The sequence below is a fragment of the Nostoc sp. DSM 114159 genome (assembly GCF_053470285.1).
Window position 1 is genome coordinate 1056491 of the sequence record NZ_JBPFEH010000001.1, and the last position, 25306, is coordinate 1081796.

Annotated in this window: 22 protein-coding genes; 20 read left to right on the forward strand and 2 right to left on the reverse strand. The window is 41.0% G+C overall.

The genetic code is table 11. The annotated features are described in order from the left end of the window. Positions 1-7 precede the first annotated feature (7 nt). The 7 genes from ACR5KR_RS04125 to ACR5KR_RS04155 all read left to right on the forward strand — a co-directional run bounded on the left by ACR5KR_RS04125 (position 8) and on the right by ACR5KR_RS04155 (position 9474). Positions 8-745: a T4 family baseplate hub assembly chaperone gene (locus tag ACR5KR_RS04125; RefSeq protein ID WP_448265568.1), complete on the forward strand. Its 738-nt coding sequence runs from the start codon at positions 8-10 to the stop codon at positions 743-745. Next, positions 745-3945: a hypothetical protein gene (locus ACR5KR_RS04130; RefSeq protein ID WP_448265569.1), complete on the forward strand. Its 3201-nt coding sequence runs from the start codon at positions 745-747 to the stop codon at positions 3943-3945. The genes ACR5KR_RS04125 and ACR5KR_RS04130 overlap by 1 nt, the downstream gene beginning before the upstream one ends. A 3-nt stretch (positions 3946-3948) precedes the next feature. Beyond that, positions 3949-5196, forward strand: a complete 1248-nt coding sequence (locus ACR5KR_RS04135) for a DUF4255 domain-containing protein (protein WP_448265570.1) — start codon at positions 3949-3951, stop codon at positions 5194-5196. Next, a complete protein-coding gene (locus tag ACR5KR_RS04140) occupies positions 5193-7292 on the forward strand; it encodes an ATP-binding protein (protein WP_448265571.1) in 2100 nt (699 codons plus the stop codon). Before ACR5KR_RS04135 ends, ACR5KR_RS04140 begins: the two co-directional genes overlap by 4 nt. Then, entirely contained in the window at positions 7289-7543 is a 255-nt protein-coding gene (locus ACR5KR_RS04145; protein WP_448265572.1) for a hypothetical protein, read from the forward strand. The genes ACR5KR_RS04140 and ACR5KR_RS04145 overlap by 4 nt, the downstream gene beginning before the upstream one ends. Continuing rightward, positions 7543-8019 (forward strand): N-acetylmuramoyl-L-alanine amidase, encoded by a 477-nt coding sequence (locus tag ACR5KR_RS04150; RefSeq protein ID WP_448265573.1) that lies wholly within the window; start codon positions 7543-7545, stop codon positions 8017-8019. Before ACR5KR_RS04145 ends, ACR5KR_RS04150 begins: the two co-directional genes overlap by 1 nt. A 72-nt stretch (positions 8020-8091) precedes the next feature. Continuing rightward, the gene (locus tag ACR5KR_RS04155) at positions 8092-9474 is read left to right on the forward strand and encodes an eCIS core domain-containing protein (protein WP_448265574.1); all 1383 of its coding nucleotides are present in this window, start codon (positions 8092-8094) and stop codon (positions 9472-9474) included. Between the two features lie 94 nt (positions 9475-9568). Here ACR5KR_RS04155 and ACR5KR_RS04160 read toward each other — a convergent pair whose 3' ends face one another. Together ACR5KR_RS04160 and ACR5KR_RS04165 are read right to left on the reverse strand one after the other, a co-directional pair. Next, the gene (locus ACR5KR_RS04160; protein WP_448265575.1) at positions 9569-9775 is read right to left on the reverse strand and encodes a hypothetical protein; all 207 of its coding nucleotides are present in this window, start codon (positions 9773-9775) and stop codon (positions 9569-9571) included. Between the two features lie 2 nt (positions 9776-9777). Then, the gene (locus ACR5KR_RS04165) at positions 9778-9969 is read right to left on the reverse strand and encodes a hypothetical protein (RefSeq protein ID WP_448265576.1); all 192 of its coding nucleotides are present in this window, start codon (positions 9967-9969) and stop codon (positions 9778-9780) included. 51 nt (positions 9970-10020) lie between these two features. Here ACR5KR_RS04165 and ACR5KR_RS04170 point away from each other — a divergent pair, with 51 nt between their 5' ends. From ACR5KR_RS04170 to ACR5KR_RS04230, 13 genes are all read left to right on the forward strand, one after another. Beyond that, complete coding sequence (locus ACR5KR_RS04170; RefSeq protein ID WP_448265577.1) at positions 10021-10503, forward strand: hypothetical protein; 483 nt, start codon at positions 10021-10023, stop codon at positions 10501-10503. Between the two features lie 129 nt (positions 10504-10632). Beyond that, positions 10633-10827: a hypothetical protein gene (locus tag ACR5KR_RS04175; RefSeq protein ID WP_448265578.1), complete on the forward strand. Its 195-nt coding sequence runs from the start codon at positions 10633-10635 to the stop codon at positions 10825-10827. Positions 10828-10976: 149 nt separating this feature from the next. Next, entirely contained in the window at positions 10977-11369 is a 393-nt protein-coding gene (locus ACR5KR_RS04180) for a hypothetical protein (protein WP_448265579.1), read from the forward strand. A gap of 26 nt (positions 11370-11395) precedes the next feature. Beyond that, positions 11396-11518, forward strand: a complete 123-nt coding sequence (locus ACR5KR_RS04185) for a hypothetical protein (protein WP_448265580.1) — start codon at positions 11396-11398, stop codon at positions 11516-11518. A gap of 130 nt (positions 11519-11648) precedes the next feature. Beyond that, entirely contained in the window at positions 11649-12305 is a 657-nt protein-coding gene (locus ACR5KR_RS04190) for a hypothetical protein (RefSeq protein WP_448265581.1), read from the forward strand. Positions 12306-12401: 96 nt separating this feature from the next. Further along, a complete protein-coding gene (locus ACR5KR_RS04195) occupies positions 12402-12686 on the forward strand; it encodes a LysM domain-containing protein (RefSeq protein ID WP_448265582.1) in 285 nt (94 codons plus the stop codon). 12 nt (positions 12687-12698) lie between these two features. Further along, a complete protein-coding gene (locus tag ACR5KR_RS04200; protein WP_448265583.1) occupies positions 12699-13859 on the forward strand; it encodes a hypothetical protein in 1161 nt (386 codons plus the stop codon). Next, a complete protein-coding gene (locus ACR5KR_RS04205) occupies positions 13856-14407 on the forward strand; it encodes a phage baseplate assembly protein V (RefSeq protein ID WP_448265584.1) in 552 nt (183 codons plus the stop codon). The genes ACR5KR_RS04200 and ACR5KR_RS04205 overlap by 4 nt, the downstream gene beginning before the upstream one ends. Then, positions 14407-14811 (forward strand): GPW/gp25 family protein, encoded by a 405-nt coding sequence (locus ACR5KR_RS04210; protein WP_448265585.1) that lies wholly within the window; start codon positions 14407-14409, stop codon positions 14809-14811. Before ACR5KR_RS04205 ends, ACR5KR_RS04210 begins: the two co-directional genes overlap by 1 nt. Beyond that, entirely contained in the window at positions 14808-17396 is a 2589-nt protein-coding gene (locus ACR5KR_RS04215) for a putative baseplate assembly protein (RefSeq protein ID WP_448265586.1), read from the forward strand. The genes ACR5KR_RS04210 and ACR5KR_RS04215 overlap by 4 nt, the downstream gene beginning before the upstream one ends. Then, positions 17393-20341, forward strand: coding sequence for a putative baseplate assembly protein (locus tag ACR5KR_RS04220; protein WP_448265587.1), 2949 nt, complete (start codon positions 17393-17395; stop codon positions 20339-20341). Before ACR5KR_RS04215 ends, ACR5KR_RS04220 begins: the two co-directional genes overlap by 4 nt. Continuing rightward, the gene (locus tag ACR5KR_RS04225) at positions 20338-22875 is read left to right on the forward strand and encodes a hypothetical protein (RefSeq protein WP_448265588.1); all 2538 of its coding nucleotides are present in this window, start codon (positions 20338-20340) and stop codon (positions 22873-22875) included. The genes ACR5KR_RS04220 and ACR5KR_RS04225 overlap by 4 nt, the downstream gene beginning before the upstream one ends. Positions 22876-22885: 10 nt before the next feature. Continuing rightward, positions 22886-25264: a DUF6519 domain-containing protein gene (locus ACR5KR_RS04230; RefSeq protein ID WP_448265589.1), complete on the forward strand. Its 2379-nt coding sequence runs from the start codon at positions 22886-22888 to the stop codon at positions 25262-25264. Positions 25265-25306 lie beyond the last annotated feature (42 nt).

Below are 25306 nucleotides of genomic sequence, written 5' to 3' on the forward strand. Positions count from 1 at the left end.
CTCCTATATGCGATCGCTATCAGCCTCGGAACTGTTAAATATCTGGGAGTGGGGACTTAATCAGCCATCTTGGTCTAAAGCAATCAAGCTACTAGCTAGTGCTTGTCCTGAAACCTCCATAGATATGCTGACTCAACTCAGCCTCGGTCAGCGTGATGCTATGCTGCTGACATTGCGGGAGTGGACATTTGGTTCACAACTGGTTAGTCAAGTCACCTGTCCAAGCTGTGGTGAAGTCTTGGAACTCAATTTTGATATTGCAGATATGCGTATAGCGTCACTGTCACTTGACCCAGTTGAGAAATATTGTCTTGAGCTTGGTGATTATCAGGTGAGTTTTCGTCTACCAAACAGTTTAGATATGATAGCGATCGCTGAACACAAACAGCCAGAGATTGCTCAAGAGATTTTATTAGAACGCTGTATTTTGCAAGCAGTGTGTGACGGTGAATATCTGCCGTTCCAGCAATTACCATCTCATGCCAGAGATGCAATTATTACCCAAATGGCTGAAGCCGATCCTCAAGCAAATGTGCCAATTGATATTTCCTGTTCCGCTTGCAACCACCAATGGCGATCGTTATTTGACATTGTGTCGTTCTTCTGGGCTGAGATTAACGCTTGGGGATTTCGAGTGTTGCGAGAGGTACATACTTTGGCTGCCGCTTACAGTTGGCGTGAAGCTGATATTTTGGCGATGAGTCCCAGACGGCGACAATTGTACTTAGAGATGGTGACGGACTGATGAGCAATTATCTCTTTCATTTGGTAGCTAAAAGCTTTAACTTAATCGATACAGTTCAGCCTCTTGTCTTATCAGTCTTTGAACCGTTACCAGAGCCTACCCTTGACTGGGAGTCATCGATTACCACAGACTCAACTGAGTTAGAAACAACATCAGAAGCGGAAAAATTTCCCAATTTTAACATTGTGCAGTTGTTGGAGAAGCGATGCCTGCGGCGAGCTTCTCTACGAGACGCTCCGCGAACGCTAACGCCTGCAACAATAGGGCAAATATCTGAAGAGATAACTAACCCCCTGTTAACTAATTTAACTTCAATACCTGTTCAATTTTCCCAACCAATACTAAAGTCAATTCCTAATTTGACACAAAAGCCTGACTTAGAATTATCCTCCAATTGGAATTTTTCAAATTCAGTTCTGACTCAAATCAGTACTGATAATCAGCAATTGACTTCAAACCCAGAGCAAAAAAAAAGTAGTACTCCACCAACTTTTGCTACTGCTCAATTATCACAGAAACAAGTAAGTAAAATTAATCCTGTTGTTTCTTCTGTCCAAACTTCAAATATAGTAAACTGGGAACGATTGATAACTCAACGTTTTGTAGAATTAGAAAGATTTTCATCGACTACAAATCAAATAGTACCTAATTCTAACACAGAGCTATTGAAGTCTGCACTTGTGCCACAAACAAAGACTTCCCTATCGAATCATCTCGTTTCTGTACACAACACAGAATCAAATACTTCTCTCTCTAACCCCATCTTTGAACAGAGGCAGATTCCACTTAAATCTTTCCCCCAGCAACTAATTACAATCAATCGTCTGGGTTTATCTTTGCAATCACCTTTAAAGTCAGATTTGCAAACATATTTCTCCGAAAACCCAACAAAGACAGTAATGTTTTCCTTTACTGCTCAAGAAAAAATATTTTCTTTACAAAATCTAAATCCCGCAATTTCAAGGACTGCGATCGCAAAGGAAAATAATACTCCTGTCTCAAAGTTATTTGGTAAAAAATCAGGTGCGCTTACAACTCAATCATTAAATAACCAATCAATTGAAATTAATCAAGAAGTTTCTCCTAATTTCTTACCAAAGCTATTGTCTTTGAAGCGATCTCTCCCGCAAATACAAGCAGAAGCCAGCACTATTCTATCAATTCCTAGCGTTCTACAACAGGGAAAATCTGCAACTGAAAACTTACATAAGCAACCTACAGAAATTAATCCAGTCTTTACCCATTCTCAGTTACCACAGGTCGAAAGTTCTGAGGACTTTCCTCCTCAACTTCAATCAAAATCAACAGCGATGTCTACAACGGGAAACTCTTGGAGAGGCGACACCAACGCTTATGCACCTGCTATTTCTCAAGTTTTGCCTTTAACACCTATGCTAGCAGCGGAAACTAGCACTCCCGCCTCAAGTTCTGTAATTCAACACCAGAAAAAAGCTGTAACTGAATTGTTATCAACGCAATCGCTACAAAGAAGTGGAAATGTTTCATCTACTCAAGTGCAAAAGCTGATAAGTTTACAGTCATCTATTCCAGAAAAATCTGTAGACAGCGCACCTGTTGCTAATCAAATATTGCCCACAAATCAAAAATCATTAACACCTGGGTTGACGCTAGAAACTAGTACTCCCAACTTCAGTCATGTAATTCAACACCAAAAACAGTCTGCAAGTGAATTAGTACAACAGCAATTACCGCAAATAATTGGGAATGAAAATGTTTTATCTTTGCAAGTAAAAAAGCTCATTAATCCACAACTACATTCCAACCAGTTTTTAGAAGAACCTGTGGCGATGTCTACAACGGGTAACTCTTGGAGAGACTACGCCAACGCCTACACATCTGCAAGTGAGCGGGTACTATCTTTAACACCTGTGCCAACTATGGACACTAGCATTTCCGCCTTAAGTCCTGTAATTCAACCACAAGTAGAACATGAAGCGATACCTTCTCTACGAGACACTACGCCTAGCTTGCTTCCCCGTAGGGGTAAGGTAAGCTCCGCTAACGCATCTACTATTGATAGTACGTTAGCGAATTCACACAAACAGAGCTTAACACATACAATTGCTATAGAAACAATTGCCGAACCCCAGGAAAAACTTACGTCTAATGTGCCAGAAAATCAGCAGAGGTTTGTCCACAAAAATGTTTCATCAATACACCCATTTGTCGCAGATGCTTCTGCTAAACTATGTTCGCTTGAGGCAAACAGTTCTACTGCACCATTCGTAAATAATTTATCATCATCTGTCGCTTCACAACTGATAACTCAGCTAACTGCTATTAATTCAAATATAATACCAACTCCTGCTTTACATCCTTCAACCCCAGGGATTGACATACAATCACAAGTCAACTTTTCTGACTCTCACTTGTCTGATTTCCGTAGAGAAAAAGCTTCTGCTCAGGAAGTCGGCTTACAAAACTATAATAAGAGCGATCGCAAACATATTGCTATCCAGAAAATTGGCGTTGTCGAACAGTGGGATGAATTAGGGCAAGTTGGGGAAGACATGAACGTTAATTACGTGGATCATCCCGCAAATATGCAACGCCAGCAAATTAATCGTAATCAAGATATATTGACCAGCCCAGTTGAAAACTTAATATTACCTCAGAACCCATCCCCTAATTTATCTATGTCTGCGGATAGATTTAAAAAGCGCCAACATATTGATATCCAGAAAATTGGCGTTGTCGAACAGTGGGATGAATTAGGGCAAGTTGGGGGAGAGATAAACGTTAATCACACCCATCATCCCGTAAATATACAACGCCAGCAAATTAATCGTAATCAAGATATATTGACCAGCCCAGTTGAAAACTTAATATTACCCCAGAACGCATCCCCCAACGTATCTATGTCTGCGGATAGAGGCAAAGATGGGGTAGGGTCTTCGTACTTTAGGCAACTAGAGGAATCTGATTTCAGACCGCTATCTGGGACTATCAATGACCTAACTGTGAAAAATTTGTCAGTTATCGCAGCTAGTAACAAAAAAGTCCAAAAGCGATCCTCGGTAGATTTGGACACACCACCTCCTATTCAAGTCACAATTGGTCGGCTAGAAATTCGCAGCGCCGCAGCCCCAGCACCACCTCCGCCTCGACCAAAGCCCCGTCCAGCACCATCTGTGATGAGTTTGAATGAATACTTGCAGCGACGTGCCAGAAGGAGGTAAGCGATGAGCAACGCTTTAGCTATTGCGGCTGTCACAATTACATTGCGTCACTTGCTCCAGCAAAGGTTTGATGTTGAGAGTTCGGGGGGAATCACTGTGACGACACGACCATTGGATAAAGTACGAGATAATACTGTTAGTAGTGGCGATCAAGTTAATTTATTTCTCTACGATACTCAAATAAACCCAGCTTGGCGGAATATGGATATTCCTTCTCAAGTGAAGCCTGGTGAGACAGGACACCAGCTTTTGCCGTTGAACCTCTACTACCTACTGACTGCTTACGCCCAAAATGATGACTTTCCAGAACCTACGAGTCATCGGTTATTAGGTGTGGCTATGAGTGTTTTTAATGACCATCCTATGATTACTTCTGCGGATATTAGGGCAGCCTTGCCTACTAATGATCCGACCGAGTACGACCTTGACTTACAAGAAGAACAGTTGCGAATTGATTATCAACCGCTATCTGTGGAAGAGGTGTTTAATCTCTGGTCAACTTTTCAAGTACCTTATCGAGTTTCTGCTGCTTATGAGGTGTCAGTAGTGCTGATTGAGAGTAGCTTGTCTGCAAAAACTCCGCTACCAATTATTAAACGTCAGTCTAGCGATCGCGGGCCAATTCTGCAATCAAACCTATTGTCTCCCTTGCCCACACTGGTTTCTCTGCAATTGCCTAATCAGCAAGCTAGCGCCAGATTGGGCGATATTCTAACTCTTAATGGTTTTCACTTAGATGCTGAAAATGTAGTTATATCTTTGACAAATATTCGTTTAGAAATTTCTCTGGACTTATCACCTTTAGTAGAGAGGACGGCAACGGATATTAGAGTTCAATTACCTGATGAGCCTGAAAACTGGGCAGCAGGTTTATATACCGTGGTAACCAAAGTAACGCGAACTGGCGAACCAAGTCGGACTACTAATGAATTATCTTTTGCCTTAGCACCAAAAATCTTGGATATTATACCACGAGAGGCAACAGCAGATGCTAATGGCGAAGTAACGCTCACTCTGATTTTAAGCCCCCAAGTGCGACCAAGACAAAGGGTGGCGTTATTGTTAGGCGATCGCGAAATACTAGCTCAACCACATCCAAATCAAACAGATAGGCTGGAGTTTCGGATTGCAGATGTTACACCGGGTGAGTATTTTGTGCGGGTGCGGATTGATGGTGTAGATAGTTTGCTGGTGGATCGTACAGTGACACCGCCTGTTTTCGACCAGAATCAGAAGGTGGTGATTTTATGAACAACCTCGATTTGTGGATAGCAAACAATGAAGAATACCTAGCAAATGCACTGGCTTGGTTACGCTGGCGTTTATGTGAGCTTGCACAGTTACCTGATATTGAGAAGCCTAAAGTAATAGAAATGGCAATGGCGGAAGGGATGAATCCACCCCCAGCCCTGCTTCTCTTAAGTCAAAAATTAGATTTATCTGACTTTGAACAACAGGTTTTATTGTTATGTGTGGCAATGGAATTAGATCCGGGTATGGCTCGTCTTTGTGCCAAAGCACAGGATAATGCTCACCAGCCTTACCCTACCTTTGCGTTGGCTTTATCACTATTCGAGCAACCTGCTTGGGATGCCCTTTGTTGGGAACGCCCTTTACGTTACTGGCGATTAATTGAAATTCATCAGTCAGGAGTTCAACCTCTGACTACGAGTGGTTTACGGCTAGATGAACGTATATTAAGTTATATCAAAGGATTAAATTCTCTAGACGATCGCTTGGTATCATTACTGATGCCGATGGAAACAGCAGAATGGAGTGTAAAATTACCCCCATCTCAAAACGCTGTTGTCGAAACAATTATTCAGCAACTGCACCAAACGCACAGAGAGCAGCGTTTACCTATTATTCAGCTAGTGGGGGCAGATTCCCTCAGCAAGCAACTAATAGCCCAACATATAGCAGCCCAACTAGATAAATATGTCTATCGTTTGTCAGTGGAATTATTGCCCACTCAGGCGGGAGAATTGGAGACGATTGCTCGTTTGTGGCATCGGGAAAGCTTGCTTTTGCCGCTGGCGCTGTATTTAGATGCCCAAGAAATTGACACTAAACCGACTACAGAAGGACAAGCACTTCCCTTGCATCGGTTTCTTACCCGCAGTGGTGGTCTACTTTTCCTTAGCACTCGTGAAGTTAGGCAATTGGGTCTGCCGACAATTGTCGTAGATGTTGAAAAGCCAACACTCACGGAACAAAAAGCTACTTGGACTGAGGTATTAGGAGGAGTGGCAGATAGTAGTCCGCAGGTTCTGGCGACTCAGTTTAACCTCAATTTAGTCAAGATTGAGCAGATAGCCCAGCAAGTGTTGGGGGAAATGCCATCGCAGGAAGAAGACCTAACCCCCCCAGCCCCCCTTCCCTACAAGGGAAGGGGGGAGGAAGAGGACTCCCCTCTCCTACAAGGAGAGGGGTTGGGGGAGAGGTTCAACGAATCGGCTTGGAGAAAAACCTTGCGTGGTAAGCTTTGGTCGGCTTGTCTTGCTAGTACTCGTCCGCAGTTGGATACTTTAGCTCAACGCCTCGACCCGAAAGCAACTTGGGATAATATCGTCCTACCAGCAGAAGAGACAAACTTGCTGCATCAAATAGCTGACCAAATCAGGCAGCGCAGCTTAGTTTATCAAGAGTGGGGTTTTCACAACCGGATGAATCGGGGTATGGGGATTAGTGCCTTGTTTGCAGGGGAAAGCGGCACAGGGAAGACGATGGCGGCGGAGGTAATAGCCAATGATTTGCAGCTAAATCTTTACCGGATTGACCTTTCATCTGTGGTCAACAAATATATTGGAGAAACGGAGAAAAATCTGCGGCGTTTGTTTGATGCAGCGGAAGATGGCGGGGCGATTCTGTTTTTTGATGAAGCGGATGCATTGTTTGGCAAACGTTCTGAAGTGAAAGATAGCCATGACCGCTACGCCAATATTGAGGTGAATTACCTGTTGCAGCGATTGGAGGCTTATCGCGGTTTGGCAATTCTAGCAACGAATCTCAAGAGTTCGTTAGATCATGCCTTTATGCGTCGCTTGCGGTTTATTGTGAATTTTCCTTTTCCGGGTGTGGCTGAACGTCAGGTGATGTGGCAAAAGGTGTTTCCACCAGAGACACCAATACAGGATTTAGATTTTAACCGTTTGGCACGTTTGAATATGACGGGGGGCAGTATTCATAATATTGCTTTGAATGCGGCGTTTCTGGCTGCTGGGGCTGGTACGTCGGTGACGATGCAGTTGGTGTTAACCGCGGCGCGGGCTGAGTTTCGCAAATTGGATCGACCAGTGAATGAGACAGATTTTCGGGTTTCAGTACTTACGGGTGTAACGGTATGAATATCAATATTGATATAGAGAAGCTGATTTTAGAGGGAATGCCGATTTCTCCTAGTCAGGCGCGGTTGTTGCAAGCTGAGGTAGAGATTGAATTGGCGAAGTTGTTGGCTAATAAAGGTATACCAAACAACTTGCTCTCAGGTGGGGTAGTGCCTGGTGGTGCAATTCAAGTAAAGCCTGGAATTAACTCTACCCAAATGGGGCAACAAATTGCACAAGAAATAGTTATCAAAATGTTAGGAGAAAAATGATGAGTAGACCAGACGTAAAATGGATTCCTGCAAGCTCTAAAAATCAGACTGATTACCGGGAATCGACAATTGATTCTATTGTGTGTCACAACACCGAGAGTTCATTGCAAGCTGCTATAGCCCGATTCCAAAACCCTGAAGAGCAAGTTTCTGCACACTACATTGTTGCTCGTGACGGTACGTGCATCCAAATGGTGTTAGAAGATCATACCGCTTGGCACGCAGGTGACAGAGCTATGAATCATCGTTCTATCGGAATCGAACACGTTGCTGACAAAAATAATTTAGGTATGACACAAGAGCAACAACAGTGTTCGTTAAACCTGATTGGATATTTGGTGGATAAATACAAAATTCAGAAATCTCACATGCATACGCACCGTACAGTAGATACAATGGCTGGCGGAACTGATTGTCCTAAATGGATTTGGCCTGATGAAGCATCGTTTGAAAAGTTTAAAGAGACAATAGCCTGAAACTTGACGAGACATTTCTTAAGCGACTGAGCAGCACAATGAATGGCATATTGAATACCGAGGAATGAAACCATGACTAGTCAAAGAATTGCCCAAACTAATCAGCAGCAAAAGAGTGAGACACCCCAGGCGAGTGGCATTTTACAGCGTGCTGCCGTTCGTTCGCTTGCGGACGCAGGGGTACAATTTGAAGAACAAGAAGCACTGGCATTAAGTAATTCGGCTTTTTCCAAAGACTTTAGCCGAGTGCCTATAAGCACGACTCAACCACAGCCAATACAGGCAAAGTTGACAATTCGGGAGCCAGGGGACAAGTATGAACAGGAGGCAGATCGGGTAGCATCCCAGGTGGTACAACAGATAAATACACCATCTGCGGCACAGTCAACTCAAGGAAAGTCGGTACAGCGTCAGGATGCAGCAGAAGAGGAAATCCAGACAAAACCGAGTATTTCTGTCCTCCAGAGGTCGCCCTTACTAACCCAGATACAGCCAGAAGCCGTGCCGGAAGATGAAAAACTACAAGCTAAGTCAATCCTACAGGGTCGAGATGCCAGAGGAGCTGGGGAAGCTTCAACGGATGTCGAATCTGCCATCAATAGTGCCAGGGGAAGTGGACAGGCTTTAGATGCAGGTCTGCAACGGTCAATGGCGCGGGCGATGGGGGCGGATTTTAGTGGCGTGAAGGTACATACAGATTCTCAGGCAGACCAGTTGAATCAATCGATACAAGCGAAGGCGTTTACGACAGGGCAGGATGTGTTCTTTCGGCAGGGGGAATATAACCCTGGGAGTCGCGGCGGACAGGAGTTGATTGCCCATGAGTTGACTCATGTCGTGCAGCAGAATGGGGGGGCGGTGCAGGGTCAAAATCCTACGGTCGTGCAAGCCTATAACTTGACCCAAGTGCCATACGAGACATCTCCTTTTTCCTTGCCATCCCGCACGGCGAGACAAGGCAACAATGACTTCACTGGTGTTAACTACGCGACCTTCTGGGTCAATGGCAACAATAACACGCAACACAGTAACCAATATCATTCGGAAAAACAGTGCTGGCTGGCTGTCGCGTCACAAAATCCAGCGTTACAAAATATCAAAACCGGCTGGGAACAAGGTTCCTTCGGTGGACAGCAAAACGCAGACACAGTGAGAAATAATATGGGTGTGGCTATCAATCCAGTCTACACGGAAAGGAAGCCATGTGGGGCGTGTGCGCCGTTTTTACACAATATTCTGCCTAGCGACGCGGCTGTATACTACTCGTTCGACTACCCTAGCACGGAGACCTCGAAGTTTAAGCACTTTGACCAAGACCCTGATCAGTTCGGGGTAAACGCGCTCATCAGCATGAAGCATGGATGGACATACACCGATACGTCAAAAGCATACCAAAAACAGGGCAGAAAAGAGGGAAACAATGATCTGAAAAATGCGGTGAAAGGAATCATGTAAAAATAAGTTGTACAAAATTTATCTGGGATAGCTTCTAAATAAAGCTTTCATATAAAAAGTATTCAAGTGCGATCGCCTGATCTTGTAGGGTGCGTTAACGTTCGCGTAGCGTGCCGTAGGCAAGTAACGCACCAACCGCAAACGTTGTGATCGCTGATATTGTAAAGTGTGTTAGTGGTACGGGAGACGAGGGGGCGATCGCTACTAATTGATACCGAGAGATGAGTGATGAACAAAGCTGGCAAATTACGGCGATCGCTCTTGTAAGGAACGCAAATGATATCTTAACCCCCACTTTCATAATTAACAGTTACGGCAATTGAAGAGTGCGATCGCCCCATCTTCCAAACTCTTATAGGGAGACTGTAAAAAGGTAATGCGATTGCCCATGTATGAAGGTTGATCAGCGTGCGCTCGCACCATTATTTGCTGGTTCAACCTGACTTCAAAGCGATCGCTCATGTATGAAGGTTGATGAGCTTGCGATCGCGCCATTATTTACTGGTTCAACCTGACCTCAAAGCGATCGCCCATATATGAAAGTTGATGAACGTGCGATCGCCACATAGCAAATTAATCTTTTATTTTCTCACCAAAAAGCTGATGTTAGACTTTATTCTCATCACTGGCGATCGCGCCATATTCAACCCCATCTTTGGCAAAGCAATAGTTGTAGTACGTCCTGGGTTCTTAACTGGTACTGGGAGAGCTACAGTTAACAAAAAGACTATTTGTATCGATGGCGACGAGAAAAAAGTCATTGTTCCTGCTTGTCCTTATACAAGTCCGCCCTTTGTCATCCCAGGTATGGGAATACTTTCTATTCAATCCTTAGCCGCTAATCAAAAATCCAAAAAAGTTAAATCTAAGGGAAAAGTAGTATTACTCAAAGGTAATACATTCAAAGCAAAATTTCAGGTAATGGTTCCAGCTACCCAACCAACAATACCACCAGAACCAGACACCACTCTCCAATATTCCGGCACGGGAACCTTTATGACTACTAATTTTAGAGCCAAAGCAACTTGACAAAGCTTAGTATATATGCAGCGTATTGTACTCCTATTTAGACTGCGATCGCCAATCTTATTGTTTACATTAATCTATGCAATTCCCCAAATTATTACCAGAAAACACAAATAAATTAGGAATATTTTTATGTCTCACTTTCCCCGTGCGCCATGCTTATTAAAAGCAACCATTGCCATCCTTGATGCTGTTAGCTTTTTGCCCACAGGAATAATCGTATTGCAATACAATCCCGAAACACTCAGACGCACTTTACAGGTACGAGGTGCGGGTGCTGAAGGAAGCGATCGCCTCATTTTCCAAGCTATTGTAGGGACTGTGTAAAAGAAATGCGATCGCACAGGTAAAAAGAAATTGAGCAAATGCGATTTCACGCATTATAAATTTATAAATCAGAACTAGAGAGTATCTGAACAAAGGAAAAATAAGCTAGAAAGAGAGTGCTGATTAATAATAGTATATGAGGTAATGAAATGAATTTTGCAGATATATTTACAATTGCTAAAAACTTTCCCTTAAAAGCTATAAAAGGCTTTTTGATTGGCTGCTTAATAGGACTAATAACATGGTTTGTAAGTAGTAGTTTTTCAGGTAAATTGTATTATCCTATGTTATTTATTGGTTCTGCTGGAGTTGGGGTATATTGTAGTTTGTTTTATTCAAATAAATGGACAAAGTTTGGAGTGATTCTTTTATTTACCATTCTGACTTTCATAGCAATGTGTACCAACATTAGAGATGTTTTTGGAGGAAACGAGAAAGAACTTCTAAGTTATATAGGAGCCTACGGTTTTCTTTGCCTCATCTTTGGTGGTGGAATAGATAGTATAATTACTTGGAGTAAAGATGAAAATCAAAAAAGTTGATGCATACAGACAGTAATTGATTACCAATGTTGCATGGAACCAAAGATGATGTCATCAAACAATTTAAAATTTTAGACAGTGGGATATCTAATCATGTAGCGACGGTCTTAAAAGAATGCGATCGCTCTTACAAGAAACGCAAATTATAGCTTAGATAGCCATTACCACAATTAAGAGTTACGGCTTTTAAGGGTGCGATCGCCAATTTTCTCGTTTACATTAATCTATGCAATTACCCAAATTAGTACCAGAAATCACAAATAATTTAGGAATAATTTTATGTCTCACTTTCCTGGTACGCCAAAGACATTAAAAGCAACGATCGCCATCCTTGATGCTGTTAGCTTTTTGCCCAAAGGAATAATCGTATTGCAATACAATCCCGAAACACTCAGACGCACTTTACAAGTACGGAGTGCGGGTTCTGAAGGAAGCGATCGCCTAGAAGCTTTGCGTCTAGTTGCACCACCTATGGAAACAATTCAACTAGAGGCAGAAATTGATGCTACAGATCAACTGGAGTTTCCTGCAAAAAATCCAGATACAGTGTTATTTGGCATATACCCCCAATTAGCAGCCCTAGAAACCCTGATCTATCCTAAAAGTAGCCAAATTCAGACAAACAATCAACTCGCCCGTACAGGTGTTTTAGAAATCTTACCAAATGAGGCGGATTTAAGTGTATTTATATGGAGCTTAAATCGTGTAATGCCAGTACGCCTCTCTGAGTTCAGCATTACCGAAGAAGCATTCGATTCTAAACTAAATCCCATTCGTGCCAAAGTCAGTTTAGGTATGCAAGTATTAAGCACAAATGATTTGAGATTTGACCATAAAGGCAGCAGCTTGTTCAGAGTCTATCACAAGCAAAAAGAGAAATTAGCTAAGGTAAACACGGCTGCGACTGTTATCAAGACTGTTGCTTCTTTATTATAAATTTGGCTAGTTTCAACCATGAGTTATTTCATCTGTAAGTTTCTCAAAAATATCTCGGTAAATATAGATTTTTAGTTGTAAAATAAAAAGAGTAAAATGTTTACTGAAAGCAGTCGTTACTACGATATAGAAATTGCCAAGTGGCAAACAACATCAAATAAAACTATCGTTTACCTCCGGCGGAGATTTTTACCGTCATCACAGAGGTTTGAAATTTTTCAAGAACATCAAGTCAGCGAAGGCGATCGCCTAGATAATATCACTGCAAATTATCTACATGACCCGGAAGTTTTCTGGCATCTATGCGATGCTAACAACGCTATGCACCCTGATGAATTGACTGCCCAAATTGGTCGGCGACTACGTATTCCCCCGATCTAAAAAGGTTAACTTATGCCTGACTCAGATATTCGCCTAAAACTTATGATTGGTAGCACCATACCAACACCTGCACCTTATGAAGTAATAGATGCGCTGATAGACTTAGAAGTGACTCAGCAAGACCGCGATCGCAGTGCCTTTCAAATGACCTTTAGTCTGAGTAAAGAATTAAAAAACTTTTCAGATTATTGGTTACTTCAAAAAGATATTTTGAATCCTCTCAATCGAGTTGTTATTCAAATCATAGTTAATGTAAAAGTCGGTGTAAGCCGTAGTCTTCAAAGCCCTATATTAATTGACGGCATTATTACCGATCATCAAATTGCACCCAGTAATCAACCAGGGGAATCAAGGCTAATAGTTACTGGTGAAGATATTAGTCTTATGCTCGATCTGGAAGATAAAAATGAAACTTACCTAAACTTATCTGATTCTAGAATAGTTAAGCAAATTTTACAAAAATATAAAGTTAAATATGGGCTGACATTAGATGTACAAGATACTACTAAAGATTTTGCACCCAAAAAAGAAGAACAAATTACAACTCAGCAAAGTTCAGACTTACAGTTTATTCAGAAACTAGCTCTACGTAATAGTTTTATTTTTGAAATCAAGCCCGATAAAATTCCTGGTAAAAACATTGCTTACTGGGGTGAGGAAAAAAAGAAAGTTACTCCTTATCAACCAGCATTGTCAATGAATATGGGGGCGTTTACCAATGTAGATTCATCTATAAACTTCAATTTTAATGCTCTAGAATCTATTAAACCTCAAGCATCAATTAGTGATGAAAAAACTGGAACATCAATTTCGATTCAGGTTCCTAAATCGCCCGGCCAAGCTTTAGCTAATAAGCCTGCTAAATCATTACGAACAGAAGTGCTACGTAGCACCAATAAACTCGAAAAAATCCTCGCTCAAAAGGAAACCGAATTATTGGCCAGCCGTTCGCAGGAGAATGCCGTAACTGCTAGTGGGGAAGTAGATACTGTTCGCTATGGTTATGTCTTAGAAGTGCGTCAATTGGTGGGAGTGAGGGGTGTGGGAAAAACTTACGGCGGTTATTACTACGTCAAACAAGTAACACATCGCATCAAGCGTGGCGAATATAAACAAAGTTTCACCTTGAAACGCGAGGGACAAGGTGCAACAATTCAGATGTTAAAAGTATGAACCAATCAAAACTTGATACTTATGGAAGTATAAATCAACAAAGACCTTCTTTTTACGGCAAATACCGAGGCGTAGTATTTAACAATGATGACCCGTGGAAGATTGGTCGCGTACAGGCAAAAGTGGAAGAAATTTTTGGCAACGATCCTAGCGGTTGGGCATTACCTTGCGTTCCCTATGCAGGTCAAGGAGTTGGGTTATTCTTGATTCCACCCAAAGGTGCTTTAGTGTGGATTGAGTTTGAAAACGGAGATCCTGACTACCCCATTTGGAGTGGCTGCTTTTGGGCAGATGAAAAGGTTCCAAACATAGTACCAGCTAATCCTTATGACCCAGAAACTAAGGTACTTAAAACCGATATTGGCAAGATTGAAATTAATGATAAACAAGGTAAGCAAAGCATAACTATCGAAGCCAAAATCGGGAAGCAAACTATGAAAATAGTGATGAATAATTCAGGAATTGAAATCAATAACGGAAAGAGTGCGACCGTGAAGCTAAATGGTAATAAGGTATCGATTAACAACTTTGATTTGGAGGTAACTTAATGCCAGAATATCTCGTAAATCTACCCAGACAGAGGAATGTCATCAACATCGATTTTCCCTTCCATTTCGATATAAACTATCACACCGCCAGCACCAGCGATGAAAATCAACACATCCGCGACTTAATTGAACAACTACTGTTTACTACTCCCGGCGAACGAGTCAACCGCCCAGATTTCGGCAGTGGTGTATTGTCTTTAATTTTTGCACCCAATAGCCCGGAACTAGCAAAAGCTATGGAAATTACTATTCAAGCATCTATTGAGCAATGGTTGGGTGATTTAATCGATTTGCAAACTTTGGAAGTAACAAGCGTTGATTCCAGTCTTTACATAGTGGTGGAGTATTTGGTGCAAAGTTCTGGGGAGACACAAACAGCTACTTTTAGGACAACAGTGCCATGAATAGCCACACCTTAACTTACCAAAACGAACAGCGCCGCCAAGAAATCCGTAGGCAAAGAAAAAACGGGCTAGATTATGTAGAAGTTAGCGATGATTTGCGATCGCGTAGCGGCTCCTTCGGAGCATCGCTATATGTCTATTTTTTAGGTTCGGTACCAGAAGACTTAAAAAAAGAGAATCTCCAGATTAAAGGCGGCCAGCGCATCCGCCATCTTCATGTGACTAATATACAGATAGAAAGTCCTCAAAATTGTGAGAGTTACTTAAGAGTTAATCTTGACCAACCAGGTGATTTCTCTGTGTATACTTTGTGCTTGGTGTCATTAGATGAACAGGGCAAACCTACAGATCAACCATATCCCAATTTTGACCCGCGCTACTCCCAAGTAGAATTTAAATTCCGAGATGGCATCTGTAACACTGACATGGATTGCAAGCAAGAGCAAACTTGTCCGCCACCACAATTAGTTGAACCAGCTATCAACTATTTGGCCAAAGATTATGCTAGTTTTCGCCAGTTAATTTTAGACCGCCTCTCCCTGATAATGCCGGATTGGGAAGAACGTCACGTCCCGGATTTAGGTATTACTTTAGTGGAAATCCTCGCTTATGTTGGCGATTATCTCAGCTACTATCAGGATGCTGTAGCCACCGAAGCTTATCTAGAAACTGCCCGTCAACGCATTTCTGTTCGCCGTCATGCCCGTCTGATCGATTATCCGATGCATGAAGGCTGCAATTCACGTACTTGGTTGTGGCTAGAAACAAGTGATGATATTCCCCTGGAAACAAAAAATTTCTACTTTATTACTAGTTATAATAATGCGCCTTCCCTTGGGACTGTCTTGAAAGATAGTCTTCACCTAAATCATATTTCTCCTAGTAGTTATGAAGTATTTGAACCGCTAACGCCCTTACTGATTCATCTCTACAAGGCTCATAACAAAATCCTATTTTATACTTGGGGCGATCGCTCCTGTTGTCTTCCTCCTGGTTCCACAACCGCTACATTATTGGATGAATTTATACAACATACACAACCAGAGAAGCCTAATTCCGCCAATACTCAATCGCCCGAACAGCAGCGAAAATTGCATCTAAAAATTGGTGACATCCTAATTTTTGAAGAAATTAGAAGTCCGAAAACAGGTATCCCAGAAGATGCAGATATGAAGCATCGCCATGCAGTCCGCCTGACAAATGTCAAGCCAAGTGTAGATGAACTTTACAATCAGCCAATTATAGAAATTGAATGGGCAGAAGAGGACGCATTACCTTTTCCCCTTTGCATTTCGGCAATAGTACCACCAGACTGTCAGTTAGTTGATATTAGTGTTGCCAGAGGCAATGTAATTCTAGTCGATCATGGACGTACTATTAAACTGGAAGATTTAGGAACTGTACCAGGAAAAGAGATAATCCAGGGATGCCAAGAAGAAGGCGAACCTATAGAAATTTTAGTAGTTGGCGATCGCTTCCGTCCTACTTTACAAAAAACGCCTTTAACTTTCAGCCAACCTCTGTCCAGAAAAAACCTCACCCAAGATGCTAAAAGTCTCTTAATTCAAGACCCCCAGCAAGCATTACCCCAAATCCAACTTACGAATACTGGAAATCACTCTACTTGGACTCCCCAATACGACCTCATAGACAGCAACAACGAAGATCGACATTTTGTTGTGGAAATGGACAACGATGGACAAGCTCACTTGCGTTTTGGAGACGGTGAATTAGGAATCAAACCAGCAGCCAATACTCACTTTCAAGCAACTTACCGGGTAGGTAATGGACTTGCAGGTAATATTAGTGCTGAAGCGATTTCTTATATTGTTTTTCACAATGAACTTCAGAATGAACTTCACAATGAACTAATTAGTGGTTCGACATTGCAGCCACACCAGCCCTTCCCCGCTCAAGGTGGGACAGCACCCGAACCTCTATCTCAGGTGAAATTATATGCACCGCACCTATCTCACAAAAAATTAGAGCGTGCCATTACTGCTGATGACTACGCACAATTAGTAATGCAACATTTCCCAACAAAAGTTCAACAAGCAACAGCCACCTTACGCTGGACGGGCAGTGGGTATGAAGTCTGGGTGACAGTAGATCCCTTCAACAAAGAAACGGTAGATCGTAAATTACTGCAAAATATTACCACAGACCTAGAAAAATATCGTCGCATTGGTCATGATGTCATCGTTCAACGAGCAGCATACGTCTGTTTAGATATAGCGATGAGAGTTGATGTCAAATTTGACTATTTGCGCGGTCATGTCAAAGCTGCTTTACTGGATATTTTCAGTAACCGGATTTTAGCTGATGGTCGGCGTGGTTTTTTCCATCCCGATAACTTGACTTTTGGGCAAGGAATTGCATTAAGTCAGATTGTAGCTCAAGCTTATAGTGTTCCAGGCGTTGAAAGCGTCTCTATAACTAAATTAGAACGTCTTTTTGCAGGTGACAATCACGAGATTGAAGCAGGTTTTTTACCCATTGGTTCTTCGGAAATTGCCCGACTCGACAACAACCCCAACTTTCCCGAAAACGGTAAATTTACACTCGATTTGCGAGGTGGCAGATGAAATTGAGTTGTAGCTGTAACTGTCATAACTATAAACCAAGCGATCGCTCTAGTTGTGGTTGCTGTGAAGGTGTTGAAATTCTCACTCCCACATCGGTAGCAAATCAACCTGGTTTTTCTACCCTAGCTTATCGAGTTGGAACCCATGCAAGCTTTTTCGAGACAATGAAAGCGCGTCTGGGTGAGAGCAAGTTTCCCTCACTCAAACATCTAAAAACCCGCGATCCTCAAGACACGTCTTTAGCTCTACTAGATGCTTGGGCTACTGTCGCAGACGTTCTAACATTTTATCAGGAACGCATAGCCAATGAAGGTTACTTACGTACTGCGATTGAGCGACGTTCCTTAGTAGAATTAGCTCGATTAGTAGACTATGCACATAGTCCCGGTGTCAGCGCTAGCGTTTATTTAGCTTTTACCCTAGAAGATGGTTACAATTTGGAAATTCCTGTTGGTTTGAGTAGCCAGAGTATACCTGATTCTGACGAATCGCCGGAATTTTTTGAAACATCCGAAAAACTGCGAGCTTATGCCCAGTTGAATCAACTCAAGCCCCGGATAAGTCAACCACAACAAGTTAATTCAACAACCGTTACCGAAATTGATAAGATTTATTTAGATGGTATAAATGCGAATCTCAAACCTAACGATCCACTTTTATTGATCTTTGGTGATGCTAAACAATTCATTCGTAAAATTCAAATTATTGAGCCTCAACCAGAGGAAAACCGGACAAAACTTACATTACAATTACCACCAAAAGTTACACAAAAGTTAACTAATGAAGATTCAGGAAATACAAGAGAACAAAGAATAAAACTGCCATCCATACAAACTGCCAATGCTCTTGAAGATTCAGAAAATACAAGAGAACAAAGAATAAAACAATTAATCAAACTGCCATCCATACAACCTGCGAATGCTTTAGAACTGGAGCGGACAAAACAACAAATCTTCGCTCCCGAAAACATTGATATTAATTTTCGGTTAATTAATAATACTTTAAATCCCGCTTCAAACACAGCAATATATCAAATTTTAACCAACAATAAAATTAATTCTGCTAATCAGTTAAACCGAATTGAGTTTTTAGGAATCAAAGCTGCACCTTTCGGACATGACGTAGCTTTGAAGCCGATTTTTAACCAGCAAGGGCGAATTGAAAAATATGAGGAATGGCAAATTGCAGATATAAATGAGTCAATATCAAGCTCCTCTAGCACACTACCATCAGAATTACGAAATATCTTAGCTTTAGATGCTCAATATGATGGAATTACACCTGGAAGTTACCTAGCGATTGAACGTGTAGATATTAATGAAATTGAGATTTATCAAGTAATAAAAGTTGAAAATATCTCTAAAATTGCCTATAACATAGTAGGAAGAATTACCCAACTCACTTTAGATAAGCCTTGGTTAAAAGAACAGGATATATCTTTAGATGTCATGCGTAAAACCACAGTGTATCTCAAGAGTGAAGATTTGAATTTGGTGGAAAAACCAATTGACCTGAAAGATGTACCAAGCGCTCAAAATTATATATCCGATCGGATGGAAATTGAACTAGACAATCTTTACGAAAATCTCCAACCTGGACGTTGGTTAATTATCTCCGGCGAACGCAGTGATATATCTGATGTCAACGGTGTCTGGGCTAGCGAAGTTGTTATGTTAGCTGGGGTGAGACAAGATATATGTGCGAATTTATCCAATGACAAACCCCATACATTCCTGAAATTTGCTAGACCTTTAGCTTATTCTTACAAACGAGAGACTGTTACTATCTATGGCAACGTAGTCAAAGCCACTCATGGCGAGACTCATACTGAAATACTGGGCAGTGGTGATGGTACTAAAGCAAATCAACAATTTACTCTATCACTACCGCCCCTTAGCTATCTACCAGCACCTATCCCTAGTGGTGTTGCTAGCACTTTAGAAGTATATGTTAATGATGTCCGTTGGCAAGAAGTAGAAAATTTGATTGAGTTAAGTCCAACAGACCGCGCTTATGTCACCCAAACTGATAGTGATGGCAATACAACTATTATCTTTGGCAATGGTAAACATGGAGCTAGGTTGCCTAGTGGGATTGAAAATGTCAAAGCAGTCTACCGCGCTGGCACTGGCAAAAGTGGTAATGTTGCAGCAGAAAAAATTACGCAACTGGCAATGCAACCTCTAGGTTTGAGTGGCGTACTCAACCCCATAGCAGCAACAGGAGGCGCAGACCCAGAAAGCGATTATGAAATACGCCGCAATGCACCCGTTGGCATAACATCTCTCAACCGTGCAGTTTCCGTGCAGGACTATGCCAATTTTGCGCGTACTTTTACTGGAATTGGCAAATCAAATGCTCAACGTCTTTCAAATGGTTCGGATCAAATTCTGCATATTACCATTGCTGGGGCTGATGATATTTATATTGATAGAAATTCAGATTTATATCGTAGTTTCGTGCAAGCATTATACCAGTTTGGCGACCCCTATCAGTCACTACAAATAGATATGCGGGAACTAATACTGTTAATTATCAGCGCCAATGTGCGAATTTTAGCAAATTATCAATGGTCATCTGTAGCATTAAAAATTCGCACTGCTTTGTTTAATAAATTTAGCTTTGAAAATCAGGAACTAGGAGAAGATATTGTCCTCAGTGGAGTTATCAGCACGATTCAACAAGTACCTGGGGTGGACTACGTGGATGTGGATATTTTAGATAGCGTTTCCGAAACTGAAGCTCAAAATCCAGACATTTTAAATAAAAAACTTCAAGAACTGGCAAAAGTAGGCAGCACTCGTGGAAATGGACAACCAAAACAATGGATTCCTGTAAACTTGGCTGTTTTTGATTCAACAACAAACCAACTTTTCCCGGCTCAATTAGCTATTCTTAGCCCGAAAGTACCAGACACACTCATTCTGAAGGAGTTGAAATCATGAGCAATTCCCCAGACCGTCTTTATGAACTGTTGCCAGCCGTTTACCGCATACGTGATGCAGAACTTGGCTATCCTCTACGGGATTTATTACGTGTCATTGCTGAACAAGTAGATATTGTTGAAGCAGATATTACTCAACTCTATGAGAACTGGTTTATTGAAACTTGCCAAGATTGGGTAGTACCATACATTGGTGATTTAATTGGTTATCAAAGCGTTCATAGTTCTGGTACAAAACAGCAAGATAACAAGATTTTAAATCCTCGTCGGGAAGTAGCAAATACTATTCGCTATCGACGGCGCAAGGGGACGCTAGCTTTGTTGGAATTGCTGGCTGATAAAATAGCTGGTTGGCCGATACGAGTTGTAGAATTTGATCGGCTAGTGAGCAAAACACAGCATCTCAATCACCTGCGTTCGTCAACCTCAACAACATTAAATCTGCGTCAGGTGGATGGAATCACAAAGTTAAATAGCCCATTCGATGAATTAGCTCATACAGTAGATATCCACCATATTTCTTCACAAGAGCAACCTGGAAAGTATAATACTCCGAATATTGGTATTTTTGTTTGGCGATTAAAAGCTTATTCCATGACTCTCACACCAGCTTTTTGTTTGGAAGAAGTTAGCTCTAACTGCTACACATTTAGTATAACGGGTAACGATACTCCGCTTTACACTCGTCCCCAATTAGCAAAAGATGCAATCCAAATTGATTGCGAATTAAATTTACCTGTTCCCATTCAACGGCAAGTTTTGCAATCTCACAAAAGCGATTATTTTGATTCAAACCCAAATCCAGAAGAATTTACCAAAAGTTTGCAAGTCTGGAAAGGTGTTGGCTCAAAACTGCATCTAATCTCTCCAGAGCAAATTATTATTGCCGATCTGGGCGATTGGAATTATCAACTAGAGCAAGACTATATAGCAGTTGATCCAGAATTAGGCCGAATGATTTTTCCGATCCGCCAGTTACCAAAAAATGGTGTTTGGGTTTCTTATCATTATGGTTTCAGTGCTGATATTGGTGGTGGCGAATATGACCGAACTTTATTAGATTCTACAGCACATTTCTTACTTGATGTTGGTGATATTCAAGAGCCAGCAATTTTTAGCTCACAACAAGATGCTTCTGCATTATCCGAGTTTTTGCGATCGCAATTGTCCAGTGATACCCAAAGGCTTTTGGATGCCTACACCAGTCCTCCTCCCGAACCAGCTTTAATTGCAGCTTTGCTTCCAGAGCTAAATCAACTACTTTTAGGTAAAAGCCTTTATGATGAACAACGTTTTGCATCTATCACCTTGAGTGCCAAAACTAAACGTTTGGTTCAGCAAAATCTCCAAGGTAAAGAACTGATTCGCTGTAATCGTTTGCTATTAGAAGAAGCTTTTCCATCTCAAATCAGAAAGCATTATGCTCATTACAGCGTCAGTCAAACTTCACGAGGGTATTATCAAACTATTACTGAAGCAATCTCACAGTGGCAGCGAGATAAACCCCATAATGCTGTGATTGAAATTATTGATAGTGGTGTTTATGTAGAACGAATTAATATTGAACTGGAAAACAATCAAAGTCTGCAATTACGTGCAGCTAACCACAAGCGTCCGGTGATACGCATTCTCGATTGGAGAACTTCTTTAGGTGATGCTTTAAATGTTACAGTAGAGTCAGGAAGTTGCTTTGTTCTCGATGGTTTATTGATTACTGGTCGGGGAGTGCATATAGAAGGTAATCCTACTCAATTTGGAGATTATTCTACCTCTATTATGCAAAAACCAGCTGCGATTATTATCCGTCATTCTACATTAGTGCCGGGTTGGTCATTACATTGTGACTGCGAACCCCGACGTTCTAGCGAGCCAAGTTTGGAGTTATTTAATATCAATGCGTGCGTAACGATCGCACACAGTATTATTGGCTCTATTCAGGTTAACCAAGATGAGGTAGAGACTGACCCTTTACCCATAAATATTAGCGATAGCATTATAGATGCTATCAGTATAGAAGGTGAAGCGATCGGTGCAGCAGGTTACTCCATAGCCCATGTACGGTTGACTATTGCACGTTGCACAGTCATTGGTCAGATTCAAGCACATACAATTGATTTAGCAGAAAACAGTATTTTTAACGGCATTATATTTGTTGCTCGTCGTCAACAAGGTTGTATCCGTTTCTGCTACGTGATGCCCAACTCACGCACACCACGTCGGTATAATTGTCAACCCGATTTAGGGGAGCAAAAGATTAGACAAGAAACTGAACTAGAGGCAGAACAGTTAGATGCAAACCTGCTTGTTACCAGACATCACTTACAACCTCAATTCAACAGTATACGTTATGGCACACCTACTTATTGTCAGTTAGCGTCAACCTGTGCTGAAGAAATCAAACGTGGCGCTGATGATGAATCAGAAATGGGTGCTTTTCACAATCTATATCAGCCTCAAAAAGAGGCTAACCTACGCATCCGTTTAGATGAATATACACCCGCTAATACTGAAATTGGCATTATTTACGCTAGCTAAAGAGGATTTTATGCAAGGAGAATTTAGAGGCGATTTTACTCGTGATACCTACGACAAAAGTAAGCACTTTCTTCGAGTATTGATGCAACAAGGTAGAGTGCAATTAGATGCAGACTTCAACGAACAGACATCAATTTTACTAAATCGCTTGCAAACTTTGGCCAAAGATATATTTGGACTACAAGGTGGCCCAGAGCAGAATTGTGGCTTTGAATTTATCGCCACGGAGGAGCAAATTAATAATATTAACAATCTTAGTGAGGAAGAAAAACAAGAACTAAAGCAATTACTCCAATCTGAAAAGTATTTAATTGGCAAAGGCAACTATTATGTAGATGGTATACTTTGTGAAAATGAGGAATTTGTATCTTATCTTCAGCAGCCAGATTTTACGCCGGAAGCCACAGATACTTGTAAAGTTCAATTAAATGGAGCAACATATCTTGCTTATCTTGATGTTTGGGAACGACAGATAACCCCGATTGAAGATCGTGACGACTTCAAAATTAATATTCGTGAAGTTGCTTTAGGGGGAGCAGATACAGCAATTCGCTCTAAGTTAGTTTGGCAAGTTAAGCTCAAACAATTAAAAGATAATCAAGATATTGAAACGGTTGCGAAGCAAGTTAGTAAGGATCGTAACTATTTTCAGAGTGTACTAGGTCAAGAATTATTGAAGCCGGGAAAAGGCGAAATTATTGCCAGAATTACAAAGCCTAGTTCTACAGGAATAAACGATCCATGTGTTATTCCGTTTAATTCCAAATTTCGTGGTGCTGAAAACCATCTTTATCGTGCGGAAATTTTTAGAGTTTCTACTACTAATCAACTATCATTTGTTTGGTCACGCGAAAATAGCTCAATTGTTTTTCCTATTGTGACATCTCCTGAGAAAAATTCTTCAGTAATTGTATTCAAGTTAGAACATTTAGGAAAGGACAAAAATTCTAGTTTATCAGCAGGTGATTGGGTTGAAATCATCAATGATGATTATATACTTGGAGATAGCGATCGCCAACTACTAAAAGTTGAGCAAGTGGATCGCATTGAGAATCAAGTAATTCTCTCAGGAGATAGCAAGAGCAACACATTGCTTCCAGAAAAGCACCCTCTATTACGCCGTTGGGACTCTAAAGAAGTCGAAGTAAATTTATCTGAAGGGAGTAATAAATGGTTCCCCCTTGAAGATGGAATTGAGATTCAATTTCAAGCAGATACTCAGAATAACTTTTATCAGGTAGGTGATTATTGGTTAATTCCTGTCCGAACAGCTACTGGCAATGTAGAATGGCCTAAACAAAAAAACAAAGAAGGAAAATTAGAGCCTCAACCTCAACTACCGCATGGTATAGCGCATTATTATGCACCTCTGGCAGTATTTTTAGGTAATCCTAATAATGTAACAGTTTATGATTGCCGAAGAAAGATTGGTAGTCAAGAAAGCACTATATCACCTATAAATAATAAAAATAATAATCCTGTACTAGCGAATTATCAAGAAAATCCTGCAACACCTATTAATCAGAAAGAAACCACTACAGAAGCCATAACAGAATTCAATCGCATAATCAATGCTAGTTGGCATCACGATCAAGTTTTAGAAGCTACTATTGCAGAAGCACAGGAAAATTATAACAATGTCCCAGAGGATGAATTATTTAATTTAAAATCTCAGGATTTGAGAAATTTATTTACTAAACTAGGTTTAGTAATTCAATTTCAAAAGCCAGTAAGAATTGATAGTTTACATAAGAGTAGTATATCTGTTTTAGCTCATACGGATAATGTGTTGAAAGGTGAAGTATTTTATATATTGCCAATGAAAATTGAGCCAGTTCAAGTTACAAAAACTGAAATAAAATCTATCCGTTGGGCAATGGGCAATGATATATTGGATAGTAATATGAATCTAATTACAGAAGTTGAACCTTTGACAAGTGAAAATAATGCTTATACAGAAGCTGTTAGATTAATTACACCTGATGATTGGTCGCAAAAAGCTGTCTTTCACCAAAATAATATCTATCAGTTTACTGTCTCATTGCATGGCGACTGGATTATGAATGAGGAACCATTGTTTGAGATCGAAAATTTTATACAAGGAGATTTAAATAAAGGAATGATTCCTGATGGATTACGTCAGCAATTTCAACAAAAAGGAATTTCCCTTTCCCCAAATATTATTTTGTTTACGGAAAAAGAAAATTTAAAATGGCGCTTAGTCGATGCATATCAAATTTACATTCTTAAACTAGATAACAATAAATTAATAGTTAGCAAAATTCAAGCATTGGATGGTAACAATATTTGGCCTGGTGTTCCTGAGCGGTTTAGTGGAAATGGTTCTGAAGGAGGTGACTGGATAAGTATTATTCATCTCAAAACTTGACTTGCAGAAGTTGGCACGAATGCAGGCATAAGACGGGATATT

What these genes read in the sequence shown, in the direction of transcription:
- ACR5KR_RS04180 (WP_448265579.1), top strand. Translation starts at nt 10,977, where the DNA reads ATGAATTTTGCAGATATATTTACAATTGCTAAAAACTTTCCCTTAAAA.
- ACR5KR_RS04165 (WP_448265576.1), bottom strand. Translation starts at nt 9,969, where the DNA reads ATGGCGCGATCGCAAGCTCATCAACCTTCATACATGAGCGATCGCTTT.
- ACR5KR_RS04140 (WP_448265571.1), top strand. Translation starts at nt 5,193, where the DNA reads ATGAACAACCTCGATTTGTGGATAGCAAACAATGAAGAATACCTAGCA.
- ACR5KR_RS04155 (WP_448265574.1), top strand. Translation starts at nt 8,092, where the DNA reads ATGACTAGTCAAAGAATTGCCCAAACTAATCAGCAGCAAAAGAGTGAG.
- ACR5KR_RS04130 (WP_448265569.1), top strand. Translation starts at nt 745, where the DNA reads ATGAGCAATTATCTCTTTCATTTGGTAGCTAAAAGCTTTAACTTAATC.
- ACR5KR_RS04185 (WP_448265580.1), top strand. Translation starts at nt 11,396, where the DNA reads ATGTTGCATGGAACCAAAGATGATGTCATCAAACAATTTAAAATTTTA.
- ACR5KR_RS04205 (WP_448265584.1), top strand. Translation starts at nt 13,856, where the DNA reads ATGAACCAATCAAAACTTGATACTTATGGAAGTATAAATCAACAAAGA.
- ACR5KR_RS04175 (WP_448265578.1), top strand. Translation starts at nt 10,633, where the DNA reads ATGTCTCACTTTCCCCGTGCGCCATGCTTATTAAAAGCAACCATTGCC.
- ACR5KR_RS04220 (WP_448265587.1), top strand. Translation starts at nt 17,393, where the DNA reads ATGAAATTGAGTTGTAGCTGTAACTGTCATAACTATAAACCAAGCGAT.
- ACR5KR_RS04210 (WP_448265585.1), top strand. Translation starts at nt 14,407, where the DNA reads ATGCCAGAATATCTCGTAAATCTACCCAGACAGAGGAATGTCATCAAC.
- ACR5KR_RS04230 (WP_448265589.1), top strand. Translation starts at nt 22,886, where the DNA reads ATGCAAGGAGAATTTAGAGGCGATTTTACTCGTGATACCTACGACAAA.
- ACR5KR_RS04190 (WP_448265581.1), top strand. Translation starts at nt 11,649, where the DNA reads ATGTCTCACTTTCCTGGTACGCCAAAGACATTAAAAGCAACGATCGCC.
- ACR5KR_RS04145 (WP_448265572.1), top strand. Translation starts at nt 7,289, where the DNA reads ATGAATATCAATATTGATATAGAGAAGCTGATTTTAGAGGGAATGCCG.
- ACR5KR_RS04215 (WP_448265586.1), top strand. Translation starts at nt 14,808, where the DNA reads ATGAATAGCCACACCTTAACTTACCAAAACGAACAGCGCCGCCAAGAA.
- ACR5KR_RS04150 (WP_448265573.1), top strand. Translation starts at nt 7,543, where the DNA reads ATGAGTAGACCAGACGTAAAATGGATTCCTGCAAGCTCTAAAAATCAG.
- ACR5KR_RS04135 (WP_448265570.1), top strand. Translation starts at nt 3,949, where the DNA reads ATGAGCAACGCTTTAGCTATTGCGGCTGTCACAATTACATTGCGTCAC.
- ACR5KR_RS04160 (WP_448265575.1), bottom strand. Translation starts at nt 9,775, where the DNA reads ATGAAAGTGGGGGTTAAGATATCATTTGCGTTCCTTACAAGAGCGATC.
- ACR5KR_RS04170 (WP_448265577.1), top strand. Translation starts at nt 10,021, where the DNA reads ATGAACGTGCGATCGCCACATAGCAAATTAATCTTTTATTTTCTCACC.
- ACR5KR_RS04225 (WP_448265588.1), top strand. Translation starts at nt 20,338, where the DNA reads ATGAGCAATTCCCCAGACCGTCTTTATGAACTGTTGCCAGCCGTTTAC.
- ACR5KR_RS04195 (WP_448265582.1), top strand. Translation starts at nt 12,402, where the DNA reads ATGTTTACTGAAAGCAGTCGTTACTACGATATAGAAATTGCCAAGTGG.
- ACR5KR_RS04125 (WP_448265568.1), top strand. Translation starts at nt 8, where the DNA reads ATGCGATCGCTATCAGCCTCGGAACTGTTAAATATCTGGGAGTGGGGA.
- ACR5KR_RS04200 (WP_448265583.1), top strand. Translation starts at nt 12,699, where the DNA reads ATGCCTGACTCAGATATTCGCCTAAAACTTATGATTGGTAGCACCATA.